General features: G+C 72.0%; 12 protein-coding genes. 11 read left to right on the forward strand and 1 reads right to left on the reverse strand.

What is annotated here, in order from left to right:
- Positions 1-99: 99 nt before the first annotated feature.
- The 9 genes from ACIBLA_RS03985 (at position 100) to ACIBLA_RS04025 (ending at position 12751) form a co-directional block, all read left to right on the forward strand.
- A complete protein-coding gene (locus ACIBLA_RS03985; RefSeq protein ID WP_363245587.1) occupies positions 100-558 on the forward strand; it encodes an SRPBCC family protein in 459 nt (152 codons plus the stop codon).
- Positions 559-876: 318 nt separating this feature from the next.
- Positions 877-3312 (forward strand): MFS transporter, encoded by a 2436-nt coding sequence (locus tag ACIBLA_RS03990; RefSeq protein WP_399197684.1) that lies wholly within the window; start codon positions 877-879, stop codon positions 3310-3312.
- Positions 3313-3459: 147 nt separating this feature from the next.
- Positions 3460-5928 carry a SpoIIE family protein phosphatase gene (locus ACIBLA_RS03995; RefSeq protein WP_399197685.1) on the forward strand — a complete coding sequence of 823 codons (2469 nt, stop codon included), beginning with the start codon at positions 3460-3462 and terminating at the stop codon, positions 5926-5928.
- 46 nt (positions 5929-5974) lie between these two features.
- Positions 5975-6694, forward strand: a complete 720-nt coding sequence (locus tag ACIBLA_RS04000) for a class I SAM-dependent methyltransferase (RefSeq protein WP_399197686.1) — start codon at positions 5975-5977, stop codon at positions 6692-6694.
- Positions 6695-6752: 58 nt separating this feature from the next.
- Positions 6753-7586, forward strand: a complete 834-nt coding sequence (locus ACIBLA_RS04005) for a M55 family metallopeptidase (protein WP_399197687.1) — start codon at positions 6753-6755, stop codon at positions 7584-7586.
- The gene (locus ACIBLA_RS04010) at positions 7579-8964 is read left to right on the forward strand and encodes a M20/M25/M40 family metallo-hydrolase (RefSeq protein ID WP_363245564.1); all 1386 of its coding nucleotides are present in this window, start codon (positions 7579-7581) and stop codon (positions 8962-8964) included. Before ACIBLA_RS04005 ends, ACIBLA_RS04010 begins: the two co-directional genes overlap by 8 nt.
- An 11-nt stretch (positions 8965-8975) precedes the next feature.
- Complete coding sequence (locus tag ACIBLA_RS04015; protein WP_363245563.1) at positions 8976-10991, forward strand: prolyl oligopeptidase family serine peptidase; 2016 nt, start codon at positions 8976-8978, stop codon at positions 10989-10991.
- 11 nt (positions 10992-11002) lie between these two features.
- Positions 11003-11941: an LD-carboxypeptidase gene (locus ACIBLA_RS04020; protein WP_363245586.1), complete on the forward strand. Its 939-nt coding sequence runs from the start codon at positions 11003-11005 to the stop codon at positions 11939-11941.
- A gap of 231 nt (positions 11942-12172) precedes the next feature.
- Entirely contained in the window at positions 12173-12751 is a 579-nt protein-coding gene (locus ACIBLA_RS04025; protein ID WP_363245562.1) for a GNAT family protein, read from the forward strand.
- Here the strand turns inward: ACIBLA_RS04025 and ACIBLA_RS04030 are convergent.
- Positions 12732-13082, reverse strand: coding sequence for a DUF6204 family protein (locus ACIBLA_RS04030; RefSeq protein WP_363245561.1), 351 nt, complete (start codon positions 13080-13082; stop codon positions 12732-12734). The genes ACIBLA_RS04025 and ACIBLA_RS04030 overlap by 20 nt on opposite strands.
- A 99-nt stretch (positions 13083-13181) precedes the next feature.
- Between ACIBLA_RS04030 and ACIBLA_RS04035 the strand changes: the two genes are divergently transcribed.
- Positions 13182-14078 carry an arginase family protein gene (locus ACIBLA_RS04035; RefSeq protein ID WP_363245560.1) on the forward strand — a complete coding sequence of 299 codons (897 nt, stop codon included), beginning with the start codon at positions 13182-13184 and terminating at the stop codon, positions 14076-14078.
- A 108-nt stretch (positions 14079-14186) separates the two neighbouring features.
- Complete coding sequence (locus tag ACIBLA_RS04040; protein ID WP_363245559.1) at positions 14187-16169, forward strand: DUF5107 domain-containing protein; 1983 nt, start codon at positions 14187-14189, stop codon at positions 16167-16169.
- Positions 16170-16214: the final 45 nt, after the last annotated feature.

A 16214-nucleotide genomic window follows, 5' to 3' on the forward strand; every position in this document is an offset into this window, starting at 1 on the left:
AGAACATGTGTTCCCATGATCGATGCAACCCCGGATTTGGGCGCGCCCTCTGGAGATGGTTGGCTTGGCAGCCCGGAGAACCGAATGCTGGAGGAAGCAATGGCGCAGGTCGAAGCCACGACGGAGCGGATCATCGCGGCGGACCCGGAGACGGTGTTCGACGCGCTGGCGGATTACCAGGACACCCGCCCCAAGGTGATGCCCGCGCACTTCAGCGAGTACGAGGTCCGCGAGGGCGGCGACGGCGAGGGGACGCTCGTCCACTGGAAGCTCCAGGCGACCAGCAAGCGCGTGCGTGACTGTCTCCTTGAGGTGAGCGAGCCCACCGACGGCCAGCTCGTGGAGAAGGACCGCAACTCCTCGATGGTCACCACCTGGGTCGTCACCCCGGCCGGCGAAGGCCGCTCGAAGGCCGTCGTCACCACCGTCTGGGACGGCGCGGGCGGCATCGGCGGCTTCTTCGAGAGGACGTTCGCGCCCAAGGGGCTCGCCCGTATCTACGACGAGCTGCTCGCGAAGCTCGCGGCCGAGACGGAGAAGGCCTCCGAGGCGTCCTGAACGGCCCTGCCCCAGGGGTGCCCCGAAGGTCGCCCCGAGGGCCGTTCCGCGCCGTCAAGTCCCTTGCGGCCGGGCCGGTTCAGGGGTCAAGGGGCAGTGACCCCCCGGTCACCGATTCGAGTGGTTTCCCCCGTGACGCGTGACGTACGCCCGCGCACCACGCGTTACGGGAAAGCCGCTGATGAGCGCCCCCGAGCGTGCCTCACCACCCCATGCTTCCGTGCGCCGGACCTCGTTCGGGGAAGCGCCCAGCTTGCTCCCGCTCTGCGTGCAATGTGAAGAATTACGCCGCGCAGACGCGACGAAGGGGAGCAATTCGTGGGTGGGATCACGCTGGTGAAGGACGACGGGCAGGCCACCGTGCCCGCCCCGGCCCCGATCGGACCGCCCCCACCCGCCCCCGGCGCCGCCACTCCGGGCGGTGAACTCTCCCCGCGCCAGGTGCGCCTGGTCTTTGTCGGGCTGATGCTCGCGCTGCTTCTCGCCGCGCTGGAGCAGATGATCGTCGCCACCGCCCTGCCGAAGATCGTCGGCGAACTCCAGGGCCTCGACCGGATGTCCTGGGCGATCACCGCGTACCTGCTGACCTCCACCATCGGCCTGCCGATCTACGGCAAGCTCGGCGACCTCTTCGGCCGCAAGGGCGTCTTCCAGTTCGCGATCGTCGTCTTCGTCGTCGGATCGGCCCTGGCCGGCTGGTCCCGCACGATGAACGAACTCATCGCCTTCCGCGCCCTCCAGGGCGTCGGCGCGGGCGGACTCATGATCGGCGTCCAGGCGATCATGGCCGACATCGTGCCGCCCCGCGAACGCGGTCGCTACATGGGCCTCATCGGCGGCGCGTTCGGCCTCGCCTCGGTCGCCGGACCGCTGCTCGGCGGCTTCTTCACCGACCATGTCTCCTGGCGCTGGTGCTTCTACTTCAACGTCCCCTTCGGCCTCGTCACACTCGCCGTCGTCACCGCCGTACTCAAGCTCCCCAAGCCCGGACGCAAGGCCCGGCTCGACATCATGGGAGCCGTGCTGCTCGCCGCCGCGTCGACCTGCCTGGTGCTGCTGACCAGTTGGGGCGGTACGGAGTACGAGTGGGGCTCGCGCGTCATCCTCGGACTCGCCGCCGGTTCCGTGGTGACGACCGTCCTGTTCGTGGCCGTCGAACGCTTCGCGCCCGAACCGATCATCCCGCTGCGGCTGTTCCGCGACTCGATCTTCAACATCACCGGTCTCGTCGGCGCGGTGATCGGCGTGGCGCTGTTCGGCGCCGCCAGCTATCTGCCGACCTTCCTCCAGATGGTCGACGGCGCGTCGGCCACCGAGTCCGGCCTGTTGATGATCCCGATGATGGGCGGCATCGTCATCGCCTCGGTCGTCTCCGGCCAACTCATCAGCCGTACGGGCCGCTACCGGATCTACCCCGTCCTCGGCGCCGCGATCTCCGCCGTCGGCATGTGGCTGCTGTCCCGACTGGAGACCGACACCTCCCGGCTCGAATACAGCCTCTGGCAGGCCGTGCTCGGCGTCGGCGTCGGCCTGGTCATGCCGGTGCTGATCCTCGCCGTGCAGAACTCCGTCCAGCCCTCCGACCTCGGCACCGCCACCAGCGCCAACACCTACTTCCGCCAGATCGGCGGCAGCGTCGGCGCCGCCATCTTCGGCACGCTCTTCGCCGACCGGCTCACCGACGCGCTCGCCGACCGCGTCCCGGCCGGCACCGGGCCGGCGAGCGCCGAATCCATCACGCCGCAGATGGTGCACGCGATGCCGCCCGCGCTGCGGGACAGCTACATCCAGGCGTACGCGGACGCGATGCCGCGGATCTTCCTCTACCTCGTGCCGGTGCTCCTGCTCGGCCTGCTCATCGCCTGCTTCCTCAAGGAGAAACCACTGGTGTCCCAGAACGCCTCCGCCGCCGAGTCCACCGCCGTCCCGGCCGCCCGCACCGCCCCCTCCGGCTCCCCGGCCGGGAACGGCACCGCCCCCTCGCACACCTACACACCGGGCGTCCCCGTCTGCGGCATCGTGCAGCACCACGACGGCACCACCGTCCCGCGCGCCGCCCTCACCCTCATCGACGTCCAGGGCACCCAGATCGGGCGCGGGGCCAGCGGCGAGGACGGGCGGTACGCGCTGAGCGTGCCGGGGGCCGGTTCGTACGTGATGATCGCCGCGGCCGGCGGACACCAGCCGCAGGCCGTCACCGTCACCGTGGGCGAGCGGCCTGTCGAGCTGGACGTGGTCCTCGGCGGCGCCGGGCGACTCGCCGGGGCCGTTCTGACCGCCGACGGCACTCCCGTGCGCGACGCCGCCGTCACCCTCACCGACGTACGCGGCGATGTCGTCGCCTCGACCCGCAGCGGGCGCGAAGGCGGCTATGTCATCTCGGAGTTGGTGGCGGGGGAGTACACGCTCGCCGCCAGCGCGCCCGCCTTCCGGCCCGCCGCGCTCCTCGTCAGCGTCCAGGCCTCCCGCGAGACCCGGCAGGACATCGAACTGGCCGGCGGCGCGGTGCTGCGCGGCACCGTACGGGCCGGGGGCGGCCGTCCCGTCGAGGACGCGCGTGTCACCCTGCTCGACGCGGCGGGCAATGTCGTCGACACGCTCACGACGGGTGCGGACGGGACGTTCCGGTTCGTCGACCTGTCCTCCGGGGAGTACACGGTCATCGCGGCGGGCTATCCGCCGGTGGCGACGGTGCTGCGGATGGCGGGCGGCGGACGCACCGAGAGAGACCTGCAGCTGGGGCACGCGGACTGAGCGGTCCTGCTGACTGAATTTCAGTCAACTTTGGGGCGTACGCGGGCGCACGACCGATTGGTTCATTGCCCGGCGCATTGCGTGTTCGGAGCCGTACCGTGGGTGCACAGCCGCAGATCCCGGCGGCGGGGAAGGAGCCTTCCACCCATGGACAGTGGCACTCCGTCGCTTCGGTCACGACGGCAGCACGCCGTGACCGGCCGGATTCCGCTCGCCGTGGTCGTCGTGGACGCAGACGGCCTCGTATCGCACTGGTCGAGCGGCGCAGGGCGGCTTTTCGGCCATTCCAAGGAAGCCGCGGTCGGGCAGCCTGCGGGCGATCTGATGCCGGTCTCCGGGGCGCTCACCGAGGACCGGACCGGGCTGGTCAACGGCGGCTACGAGACGTACCAGCCGTATGAGGCGTACGACGAGCTGGGGCCGGAGCTGCACGGGCGCAGCTCCTATCCCACCTCGGGTCGGGCGAAGCTCTCCGAGCCGGGGCGGCCCCGGCTCGACGTGCTGTGGTGGGCGTATCCGCTGGCCGGTCCGGGACCCGGCCGCCATCTCGTACTCGCCGCGGACGTCGAGCAGTTCCGGACGGACATCGGCGCCGACACGGAGCGGATAGCGCCGGGTTTCTCGCTGCACACCGAATTTCCCGACGCCGAGTCGCTGGCGGGCCAACTCCCGTACATCCTGCCGAACATGAGCGTCGCGGAGTCGGAGCGCATCGTCGACCAGGTCCTCGAACTCGGCTATCCGGTGCTGGAGTTCAGCCAGCACGAGAGGGTTCCCGTCACTCCCGACTGGGGAGTGCCGCGCCGCCCGGCGGGACGAGCGGGGCGCGCGTACGGTACGACGGAGACCGGCGCGCCGGGCCACGCCGACCCATTCGGCGACCACCACCCCGCGCCCGCGCCGGAACTCGACCTGGAATACGCGGCCGTCCGTGAGCGGCTGGAATTCCTGAACGAGGTCAGCGGCCTGATCGGCTCCTCCCTGGACCTGGCGCGCACCATCCGCGAGGTCACCAGCGCCGCCGTGCCCCGCTTCGCCGACTTCGCCGGCACCCATCTGCGCGCCGCCGTCCTGGCCGGCGAGGGCTTCCCCGACGGGCGGCCCGACGTCACCACCGTCTGGCACCGCGTCTGGGTCGAGCACAACGACGAACCGGGCCGCTGGGACGACACCGTGCCGGTCGGCGAGGCCATCGCCTTCCCTGAACACACCCCGTTCTTCCAGTGCATGGTCACCGGCGAACCCGTCCTCATCCCGCAGCTCAGCGCGGAGGACGGCGACCGGATCTCCGCCCAGTTCGAGAAGCGTGACCTGCGCCCGCTGATCAACAACCGGTCCATGCTGCTCGTGCCGCTCAAGGCGCGCGACGTCGTGCTCGGCTTCATGGTGCTGATGCGGCGTCAGGGCCGGCAGCCCTTCGACGACATGGACCGCACCACCGGCGCCGAACTGGCCGCCAGGGCCGGTCTCGTACTCGACAACGCCCGGATGTACACGTATCAGGAGAACGTCGCCGAAACGCTCCAGGACAGCATGCTGCCGCAGGTCGCCCGGCGCATGGCGGGCTGCGACATCGCCACCCGCTATCTGCCCGGCACCCGCCTCGGCCGGATCGGCGGCGACTGGTTCGACTCCGTCAAACTGCCCGGCTCACGCACCGCGCTCGTCGTGGGCGACGTCATGGGCCACGGCCTCAACTCGGCCGCGATGATGGGCCAGTTGCGTACGGCCGTGCAGACGATGGCGACCATGGAGATGCCGCCCGCCCAACTGCTCCGCAATCTCGACGACTTGGCACAGCGCCTGGGCGACAACTATCTCGCGACCTGCCTCTACGCGGTGTACGACCCCATCCGCTCCGAGCTGCAGATCGCCAACGCCGGACATATCCCGCCCGTCGTGGTGCGCGCCGCCGACGGCCGCAGCGAACTGCTCGACCTGCCCACCGGCGCGCCCATCGGTGTCGGCGGAGTGCCGTTCGAGACCGCGACGGTACGGGTCGACCCCGGCGACCGCCTGGTGCTCTGCACCGACGGCCTGGTCGAGGTGCGCGGCCAGGACATCGGCGCCGGACTCGCGGCGCTCTGCGAGTCGGCCGCGCATCCCGCCGCGTCCATGGACCACGCCTGCGACACCATCATCCGCGCACTCAACACCCATGGCGGACGCAAGGACGACGTGGCGCTGCTGATGGCCCGGCTGAACGGGATCCCGGACGGTGACGTCGCCGAGTGGCAGCTCGCGCTCGACCCCCGCGAGGTCGCGCGGGCCCGGCGCCTGGTGCGCGGCAAGCTGTACGAGTGGAATCTGCCGCAGGCCGTGGAGAGCGCGGAGCTGATGGTCAGCGAGTTGGTCACCAACGCCGTACGGCATGCCCGTATCCGCCATGTCGGGCTGCGGCTGGTCCGCAACGGCGCCCTGCTCTGCGAGGTCACCGACGACGAGCCGGCTCCCGCGAGCCTGCTGGACGCGACGGCCGACGACGAATCCGGCCGGGGGCTGCGGGTTGTGAGCAGGCTGGCCCGCGGCTGGGGGAGCAGCAGTTCGGCGCACGGCAAGACGGTGTGGTTCGAACAGGCTCTCGTGGGAAGGGGTTCGCGAGTGACGCGGAGCTGATGCATCATCAAGGCGCCCCATTCGGGCGGGAATCGGGGAGGCGCGGATGAGTGTGTCGGAGCGTTACCGGGACTCGTGGGAAAGCTACTGGCGTGAGACCTCCGACGCGCCGGGCGAGGCGATCTGGGACTCCGACCCCTCCCTCGCCGCCGTACCGCACTGCGACATCCTCCTGCCGCACGCCGACCCCGCGCTGCCCGTGATCGACCTCGGTTGCGGCAACGGCACCCAGACCCGCTATCTCGCCACCCGCTTCGCCCGCGCGGTCGGTGTGGACCTCTCGCACGCGGCGATAGAGCACGCACAGCGCGCCGACACCGACAAAGTGGCCGAGTTCGAACAGCTCAGTCTGGTGGACGACGTAGCGGTCCGGGCGCTGTCGGCGCGGGTCGGCGAGGCCCACGTCTATATGCGCGCCGTCATCCACCAGAGTGAACCCAAGGACCGGTCCGCCGTCGCCGGCGCGGTGGCCGCGCTGCTGGGCACGCGCGGCCGGGCGTTCGTCGTGGAGCTGACCTCGGGCTCGAAAACGGTGCTCCAGCAGGCCGCCGGGGCCCCCGGCGGGCCGCCCGCGAAACTGCGGCGCGTCTTCGACCACGGACTGAAGCCGGCCGGGGCCGCCGACGACGAGGTGCCCAGGGTCCTGGGCGAGGCGGGCCTGCGGATCATCGACAGCGGGGACACCACGCTGCCGCAGACGGAGTACCTGGCCGACGGCACCCGGCTCGACCTGCCCGCCCGGTGGTTCGTCCTGGCCCCCGCCTGACGCGCCCGGCACCGGCCGGGGTGGTCGTCGGGTCCGGCGACGCGTACGGTTTCGCTGCATGAAGATCCTCATCAGCGCCGACATGGAGGGCGCCACCGGTGTGACCTGGCCGGGCGACGTCCTGCCGGGTACGCCGCAGTGGGAGCGCTGCCGCACCCTGTTCACCTCGGACGTGAACGCCGCCGTCCTCGGCTTCCTGGACGGCGGCGCCGACGAGGTACTGATCAACGAGGCGCACTGGAGCATGCGCAATCTGCTTCTGGAGGAGCTGGACGAGCGGGCCCAGATGCTGACCGGGCGTCACAAGACGCTGAGCATGGTCGAAGGGGTCCAGCACGGCGACGTCGACGCGATCGCCTTCGTCGGCTACCACACGGGCGCGGGCACCGAGGGCGTTCTCGCGCACACCTATCTCGCCAACTCCATCACCGGCGTCTGGCTCAACGGCGCCCGCGCGAGCGAGGGCCTGCTCAACGCCCATGTCGTCGCCGAGTACGGCGTCCCCGTGGTCCTCGTCACCGGCGACGACCTGACCTGCCTGGACGCCGACGGTTACGCGCCCGAGGCCCTCAAGGTCGCCGTGAAGGACTACGTCTCGCGGTACGCCGCGGTCTGCCGCACCCCCGCCCGTACCGCCGCCGACATCCGCGCGGCGGCCACGGAGGCGACGGCACTGGCCGTACGGCACGAACCGGTCGACGGCGGCCCGTTCACCGTCGAGTTGGAGTTCGACGCCGAGCATCTCTCCGCGGCGGCCACGGTCGTCCCCGGAGTGGTGAGCGGCGGCGAACGGCGTGTCGCGTACACCAGCGAGACGATGTATGAGGGCATTCGCACGTTCAAGGCGGTCACCACGATCGTCTCGGCCGCCGTGGAGGAGCAGTATGGCTGACAGGACGCCCGCAGAGGGGCCCGTGGACCGGGCCGAGGCCGCCGAGGTCATCGGCACGGACGTCATCGACACCGTGGCGCTGGACGAGGTGGTGACGTTCACCTCGGAGCTGATCCGCATCGACACGACCAACCGCGGCAACGGCGACTGCGAGGAACGCCCCGCCGCCGAGTACGTCGCCGAGCGGCTGGCGGCGGCCGGACTGGAGCCCACGCTCCTCGAACGGACCCCCGGCCGGACCAACGTCGTCGCGCGCATTCCCGGCACCGACCCGACGGCCGAAGCGCTCCTGGTCCACGGCCATCTGGACGTGGTGCCCGCCGAGCCCGCCGACTGGTCCGTGCACCCCTTCTCCGGCGAGGTCGAGGACGGCGTCGTATGGGGCCGCGGGGCCGTCGACATGAAGAACATGGACGCGATGGTCCTCGCCGTCGTCCGGGCCTGGGCCCGGTCCGGAGTCCGGCCGCGCCGCGACATCGTGCTCGCCTACACGGCCGACGAGGAGGCCAGCGCGATCGACGGCTCCGGCTTCCTCGCCGACCACCACCCGGAGCTGTTCGAGGGCTGTACGGAGGGCATCAGCGAATCCGGCGCCTACACCTTCCACGCCGGGCCCGGCATGGCGCTCTACCCCATCGGGGCGGGCGAGCGCGGCACCGGCTGGCTCAAGCTCACCGCGCACGGCAGGGCCGGCCACGGCTCCAAGGTCAACCACGCCAACGCGGTCAGCAGGCTGGCCGCGGCCGTCGCCCGTATCGGCGACCACACGTGGCCGCTCAGGCTCACCCCGACCGTCCGCGCCGCGCTCAGGGAACTGGCGGCGCTGCACGGCCTCGACGCCGACGTCGAGGCGGCGGACTTCGACGCCGACGTCCTGCTCGCCAAGCTCGGCCCCGCCGCCGCGCTGGTCGAGGCGACCGTACGCAACAGCACCAACCCGACGGTCCTGGACGCCGGTTACAAGGTCAATGTGATCCCCGGTCACGCCACCGCCCTGGTCGACGGGCGGATGCTGCCGGGCACCGAGGACGAATTCCTGGCCACCCTGGACCAGTTGACCGGACCCGACGTCGACTGGGAGTTCCACCACCGCGAAGTGGCGCTCCAGGCACCGGTCGACTCCCCGACGTACGCCAAACTCCGCGCGGCCGTCGAGCGGTTCGACCCGGACGGGCACGTCGTGCCGTACTGCATGTCGGGCGGCACCGACGCCAAGCAGTTCTCCCGCCTCGGCATCACCGGCTACGGCTTCTCGCCGCTCAAGCTGCCCGTCGGCTTCGACTACCAGGCCCTCTTCCACGGGGTGGACGAGCGGGTCCCGGTCGACGCCCTGCACTTCGGCGTCCGCGTACTCGACCACTATCTGCAGTCCGCGTAGGGGAGTTGGGCATGGAGCAGATCGCCCCGTACGGCTCGTGGCCGTCACCGGTCGACGCCGCGCTCGCCGCCTCGCACGACGGGCGGCCGGAGTACGTCACCACCGTCGGCGACGAGGTGTGGTGGACGGAGCCGCGCCCCGCCGAGGGCGGCCGGCGGGCACTCGTACGCGCCCGGCCGGACGGCCGCGAGGAGTCGGTCCTGCCCGCCCCGTGGAACGTCCGCAGCCGGGTCATCGAGTACGGCGGCAGGCCCTGGGACGGGGCGGTACGGGCCGACGGCTCCACCCTCGTCGTCTTCGCGCACTTCCCGGACCAGCGGCTCTACGCGTACGAACCGGACGGCGACGGGCCCCCGCGCGCGCTCACCCCGGCTCCCGCCCCGGCCGGCCGGCAGACCGGCGCCCTGCGCTGGGCCGACCCCCAGCTGCGCCTCGACCGCGGCGAAGTCTGGTGCGTCCTGGAGGAGTTCACCGGCGAGTCACCCACCGACGTACGCCGCGTCGTCGCCGCCGTACCGCTGGACGGCTCTGCCGCCGACGACCGTAAGGCCGTGCGGGAACTCTCCGACGACCGGCACCACTTCGTCACCGGACCCCGAGTGTCGCCCGACGGCCGGCACGCCGCGTGGATCGCCTGGGACCATCCCCGAATGCCCTGGGACGGCACGCAGTTGCTGCTCGCCGACGTGACGGAGACGGGCACCTTCGCACAGATCCGCGCGATCGCCGGGGGCCCGCGTGAAGCCGTCGCCCAGGCCGACTGGGCGTTCGACGGCTCCCTCCTGTACGTCTCCGACCCCGGCGACTGGTGGCAGCTGCACCGGCTGCGGCTCGACGCGTCGGCGCCGGCCGGTGTCGGAGCGCCCACCCGGCTGAGCCCCGCCGTCGAGGAGGAGTTCGGCGGGCCGCTGTGGAAGACCGGCCTCCAGTGGTTCCTGCCCATGGCCGACGGCACGGTCGCCGTCATCCACGGAAAGGGTGCCACCGCGCTCGGCGTACTCGACCCCGAGACCGGCCAACTCGCCGACGTGGCGGGGCCATGGACCGAATGGGCCGCCACCCTCGCCGTACGGGGCACCCGCGTGATCGGCGTCGGCGCGAGCCCGCGCAGCGCGTACGAGGTCGTGGAACTGGACACGGCGACGGGACGGGCCCGCGTCGTCGGCTCGGCGCACCACGACCCGGTCGATCCCGTGTACTACCCCGAGCCGCGGGCGCTCACGTTCACCGGCCCGGACGGCCGCGAGATCCACGCCCACATCTACCCGCCGCACCACCCCGGCCACAGCGCGCCCGAGGGCGAACTGCCGCCGTACGTCGTGTGGGCCCACGGCGGGCCCACCAGCCGCTCCCCGCTCGTACTCGACCTGGAGATCGCCTACTTCACCTCACGCGGCATCGGCGTGGCCGACGTCAACTACGGCGGCTCCACCGGCTACGGACGCGCCTACCGCGAACGGCTGTGTGAACAATGGGGAGTTGTCGACGTCGAGGACTGCGCGGCCGTCGCCCGCGCCCTCGCCGACGACGGCATCGCCGACCCCGCGCGGCTCGCGATCCGGGGCGGCAGCGCGGGCGGCTGGACCAGCGCCGCCTCGCTCACCGGCACCGACGTCTACGCGTGCGGCACCGTCAGCTACCCGATCCTGGACCTGTCGACCTGGGCCACCGACGGGACGCACGACTTCGAATCGCGGTATCTGGAGTCGCTGGTCGGCCCCTTCGCCGATGTACCGGACCGCTACCGCGAACGCTCCCCGATCAACCACGTCGACAAGATCACCGCGCCGTTCCTGCTGCTCCAGGGCCTGGACGACGTGATCTGCCCGCCCGTCCAGTGCGAACGCTTCCTCGACCGGCTGGCCGGGCGCGGCGTCCCGCACGCGTACATCACCTTCGAGGGCGAGGGCCACGGCTTCCGCAGGGCCGACACGATGGTCCGCGCGCTGGAGGCCGAACTGTCCCTCTACTCCCAGACGTTCGGGATCAGCCGCCCCGACGTCCCGCCGCTGGAGCTGACGCCGTGACCGTGACCCCTGTGCCCCTCGTACCCCTTCACAGGCCGCCCCGGCTCCGCCCCGGCGCCAAGGTCGCCGTCGTCGCCCCCAGCGGACCGGTGCCCGCCGAACGTCTTGAAGCGGGCCTGGAGATCCTGCGGGGCTGGGGCCTCGACCCTGTCGTGGCGCCCCATGTCCTGGACAGGCACCGGGAGTTCGACTATCTCGCGGGGTCGGACGAGGCGCGGGCCCGCGACCTCCAGGACGCCTGGTGCGACCCGACGGTCTCCGCCGTCCTGTGCGCACGCGGCGGCTATGGCGTCCAGCGCATGGTCGACCTCGTCGACTGGGACGCCGTGCGCGCGGCGGCCCCCAAGGCCTTCGTCGGCTACAGCGACATCACCGCGCTGCACGAGGCGTTCGCCGTACGCGCGGGCGTCGCCACGCTGCACGGCCCCATGGTCGCCGCCCTGACCTTCCTCAAGGACCCCGCCACCCAGGAGTCACTGCGCGCGACGCTCCTCGAACCCGAGACGGTCCAGGCCATCGGCCTGGACACGGCACGCACCCTGGTCCCCGGCCGGGCCCACGGCATCACGCTCGGCGGCTGCGTCAGCCTGCTCGCCGCCGACCTCGCCACCCCGCACACCCGCCCGTCCGCCGCGGGCGGGCTGCTGCTGATCGAGGACATCGATGAGGAGCCGTACCGCCTGGACCGGATCCTCACCCAACTCCTGCGCTCCGGCTGGCTGGACGGGGTCGCCGGGGTCGTGCTCGGCTCCTGGGAGGGCTGCGTCCCGTACGAGACGGTGCGCGCCCTGATGCTCGACCGCCTCGGCGGTCTGGGCGTCCCGATCGTGGAGGAACTGGGCTTCGGCCACGGCCCGACGAACCTGACGGTCCCACTGGGCGTCCCGGCGATCCTGGAGGCGACGGCCGACACGGCGACACTCACGCCGGAGGTACCGGCCCTGAGCTAGGGCGTGTCCGCAGAGTCCCGTCCGGCTCACGGCGTCCGGCACGCACGTCGGCTGCGTTGTCCGGTCACCCGAGTACGGCCGGCCATCGACAACGCCGGTCCTCCGCCTTGCGATCGCACGTATCAACGTGCCATCAGCCGCTCCGCGGCCGGCGTCCGCCCCGCCCTACGGGGCGGACGACGCCACTTCGCGGACACCCCCCAGGGCTTTTCGGCGGATTACGCTGGCCCGATGCACGACAGCACCGACCCCGTGGGCGAGGGGCCACGCACGCGCGTACGCCCCTACCGGTACGAGGACGCCAACGAGTTCGCCTCGCTCGCCCGCGACAGCAGGGAACTGCACCGGCCCTGGCTTTTCCCACCCCAGACCCCCGACGAGTACACCGCCTACGCCACCGGCGTCATCGAGGACCCCACCAGGGCCGGCTTCCTCGTCTGCGACCTGGCCGACGGCCGGATCGCGGGGTTCATCAACATCAACAACATCGTCCGCGGCGGCTTCCTCAGCGGAGCCGTCGGATACGGCGCGTTCGCCCACGCCGCCGGCCGGGGCCTGATGGGCGAAGGGCTCGGCCATGTCCTGCGCCACGCGTTCGGCCCGCTCGGACTGCACCGGCTGGAGGCCAACGTCCAGCCCGCGAACACCGCCTCCCTCGCCCTCGTCCGCCGCGCGGGCTTCCGCCACGAGGGCTTCTCGCCGGACTTCCTGCGCATCGACGGGGCCTGGCGCGACCACGAACGCTGGGCGATCACCGCGGACATGATCCGCGACACCCGGCCGGGAGGGCTCAGCGGCCCTTCCGGTTGATCTTCATCGTGTCCATGTCCGTCACGGTCGACCGAAGCTCCCCGAAACCGACAGCGACACCCTCCCCGCCGAGCGCCTTGAGTGACGCCTCCGCCCGGTCCTCGGCCAGCGCCGCGGCCATCTCCTCCCCGTCCGCCGCGTCGGACACGACCACGAAGCGGTACGAGAAGTGCTTGAGCACCCGGTCGTAGGTGAGCGAGCCCTCCGGCGTGAACCGCATCTGGCTCAGCCCGTGTTCGTCGACCTCGGCCAGCAGCCACGCACGCGCCGCGTCCGTCTGCTCCGAGAAGGTCCCGCGCACGATCACCCGGTACGTGTGCTGCGTGGTCATGGTCGTGCCGCCTTCTTCCCGAAGTCCCGAGGCCCCGAGGTTCCGAAGTCCCGAAGATCCTGATTGAAGAACGAGCGTACGACGCCGAGGATGGATCGCATGCGGAATATCGTGGTGATCGACGCCCCCTCCAACCTCGGCCTGCGCCCGCCCGCCCCCGGCACCGTGCCCGGCTGCTACAAGCTCGCCGGCGCCATGCGCGAGCAGGGGATCGTGCGGCGGCTCGGCGCGTTCGAGGGCGGCGTCGTCGTCCCGCCCCGTTACGACCGGGGCGACTGGAAGGAAGGCGACGGCGTGTTCAACGCCGCCGCCATCGCCGCGTACACCCCCCGGCTCGCCGACCGGATCGAGCGGCATGTGCGAGCCGGTGAATTCCCGCTCGTCCTCGGCGGCGACTGCTCCATCCAGCTCGGCGCCTCGCTCGCGCTGCGGCGGCTCGGGCGGTACGGCATCGCCGCGATCGACGGCTCCGCCGACTTCCGGCACCTCGGGAACTCCCCGTCCGTCGGCGCCGCGGGCGGCGAGGAACTGGCCATCGCCACCGGGCGCGGGCAGAGCGACCTCAGCGACATCGAGGGGCTGCGCCCGTACATCCGCGACGAGGACGTACGGCTGTTCGGCATCCGCGACTACGACGAGGACCGCGAGGAGCTGGCCGGGCTGCGGATTCCCACCGTGACCGTCGGCGAGTTCCGCGAACGGGGCGCCGCCGACCTCGCCGGCGCCGTACTCCAGACTCTGGAGGCGCCCGTCACCGACGGCTTCTGGGTGCATCTCGACGCGGACGTCCTCGACCCCGAGGTGATGCCGGCCGTCGACGCGCCGGACGCCGGAGGACTGCTCCCCGACGAGCTGGAGGCGCTGCTGCGGGTCCTGGTGCGCTCGGACCGCTGCGTCGGTCTCAACCTGACCATCTACGACCCCGATCTCGACCCCGACGGCACCGCCGGGGCGCTGCTCGCGGACATCGTTGTGGCGGCCTTCACCCAAGACTGATCTCAAGGTGCTCTGTTCGGCGCGCACGCGACCGTGTTCCATGGTCATCGGGTGCGCGCCGGCCAACCGAGCCGTCGGCGGCCCCCGCGAGCGAAGCGAGGTTTGCCTGTGGCCACGAGCGTGCGTCGTGCCGTACTGACCCTGCCTGCCGCCCCGTTGGGGCCGGAGAACCCCCTGCCCGCGCTCCGGCCGCTCGACGAGACGCACTCGATCGACGAACGCGCCAAGCGGGACCTGCCCCGAGACATGGCGCGGCAGATCGGGTACGAACCCCTGCGCACCCTGCTGCCCGTCCGGATCCTGGACGGCTACGGACGCGACCGCGTGGCCACCGACTTCGACGCGATCGTCATCGAGAACGACCGGCTGCGGGCCACCGTCCTGCCCGGCCTCGGCGGGCGCGTCCACTCCCTGCACCACAAGCCCACCGGCCGTGAACTGCTGTACCGCAACCCGGTGTTCCAGCCCGCCGACTTCGCGCTCAACGGCGCCTGGTTCTCCGGCGGCATCGAGTGGAACATCGGCGCCACCGGCCACACCACGCTCTCCTGCGCGCCGCTGAACGCCGCCCTCGTCCCCGCGCCCGACGGCGGCGAGATGGTGCGGCTCTGGGAGTGGGAGCCGCTGCGCGGCCTGCCGTTCCAGGTCGACCTCTGGCTGCCGGACGGCTCCGACTTCCTCCATGTCGGCGTCCGGATACGCAATCCGCACCAGGGGCCCGCGCCCGTCTACTGGTGGTCCAACATCGCCGTTCCCGAGGACGAGCACACCCGTGTGCTCGCGCCCGCCGAGGAGGCGTGGCACTTCGGGTACGAACGGAGCCTGCGCCGGGTCCCGGTGCCCGATTACGACGGCGTCGACCGTACGTACCCGCTGCGCGGCGAGTACCCGGCGGACTACTTCTACGAGGTCCCCCGCGGCGCCCGGAAGTGGATCACCTCGCTCGACGCGGACGGCCACGGCCTCGTCCAGACCTCCACGGACACGCTGAGCGGACGCAAACTCTTCACGTGGGGTGCGGGGCGCGGCGGCCGGCGCTGGCAGCAGTGGCTCACCGAACCGGGCACCCCCGGCTACGCCGAGATCCAGGCCGGGCTCGCCCGTACGCAGCTCGAACACGTCAAGCTCGACGGCCACGAGGACTTCAGCTGGCTGGAGTCGTACGGCCCGCTCGCGGCCGACCCGGCGACCGTCCACGGCTCCGACTGGGACGCGGCCCGCGCGGAGGTCGCCGACCGGCTCGAACACGCCCTGCCCCGCGCGGACGTCGACGCCGCGTACGAGGCATGGCTGCCGCACGCGGACACCGAGCCCGGCGAACGGCTCGCCACCGGCTCGGGCTGGGGCGCGCTCGAAGTCATGCGCGGCGCGATGAGAGGCGGGTACGAGCTGCCCGGTACGCCGTTCGACGAGTCCATGCTGGGCGGGCAGCAGGCGCCGTGGGTCGAGCTGTACACCCAGGGCACGTTCCCGAAGGCTCGGGAGGCCGAGCCGCCGGGCCCCACGCTCGTCGCCCCGCACTGGCGCGACATGCTGGAGACGGCGCCCGCCGAGCCGCTGACGGAGTATCACCTCGGCATCACGCAGTGGCACGCGGGCGATCTGGCCCAGGCGGTACGGAGTTGGGAACGCGGCCTCAAACTCGCCACGTCCCGCTGGCCGTTGCTACGCTGCCTGGCCGTCGCCGACCTGGCGGGCGGCAACCCGGAGCGGGCGGCCGACCAGTACGCGGAGGCCTTCGACGACCTCTGCCGCGAGCGGGCCGACGACGGCGAGTCCTGGACGGCGGCCACGGCGGCACTGGCCCGCGAGGCGATCGCCGCACTGCTGCCCGTCGACCGCGCACGCGACGCCCGCCGCATCTTCGACCGGCTCTCGATCGAGATCCGCCGACGCGGCGCCTTCCGTCTGATCGAGGCCCAACTGCTGCTGGCCGAGGGCGAGAAGCCCGCGGCCCGCGCCGTGTTCGACGCGGGCTTCGAGGTCGCGGACCTACGGGAGGGCGCGGAGACACTGAACGAGGTCTGGTCCTCCCTGACGGACGACCCGCTGCCGGAGGAGTACGACTACCGAATGCGGCCGGGGGACTGAACGGGGCCCGGCCGGGGGCCGGTTCGTCCCCGGCCGGCCCAGGCC

This window comes from Streptomyces sp. NPDC050433 (genome assembly GCF_044458565.1).
GTDB lineage: Bacteria > Actinomycetota > Actinomycetes > Streptomycetales > Streptomycetaceae > Streptomyces.

Coding starts and splice junctions, on each gene's coding strand:
- ACIBLA_RS04000 (WP_399197686.1), top strand. CDS start 5,975: ATGAGTGTGTCGGAGCGTTACCGGGACTCGTGGGAAAGCTACTGGCGT.
- ACIBLA_RS04025 (WP_363245562.1), top strand. CDS start 12,173: ATGCACGACAGCACCGACCCCGTGGGCGAGGGGCCACGCACGCGCGTA.
- ACIBLA_RS04035 (WP_363245560.1), top strand. CDS start 13,182: ATGCGGAATATCGTGGTGATCGACGCCCCCTCCAACCTCGGCCTGCGC.
- ACIBLA_RS03985 (WP_363245587.1), top strand. CDS start 100: ATGGCGCAGGTCGAAGCCACGACGGAGCGGATCATCGCGGCGGACCCG.
- ACIBLA_RS04015 (WP_363245563.1), top strand. CDS start 8,976: ATGGAGCAGATCGCCCCGTACGGCTCGTGGCCGTCACCGGTCGACGCC.
- ACIBLA_RS04005 (WP_399197687.1), top strand. CDS start 6,753: ATGAAGATCCTCATCAGCGCCGACATGGAGGGCGCCACCGGTGTGACC.
- ACIBLA_RS03995 (WP_399197685.1), top strand. CDS start 3,460: ATGGACAGTGGCACTCCGTCGCTTCGGTCACGACGGCAGCACGCCGTG.
- ACIBLA_RS04030 (WP_363245561.1), bottom strand. CDS start 13,082: ATGACCACGCAGCACACGTACCGGGTGATCGTGCGCGGGACCTTCTCG.
- ACIBLA_RS04010 (WP_363245564.1), top strand. CDS start 7,579: ATGGCTGACAGGACGCCCGCAGAGGGGCCCGTGGACCGGGCCGAGGCC.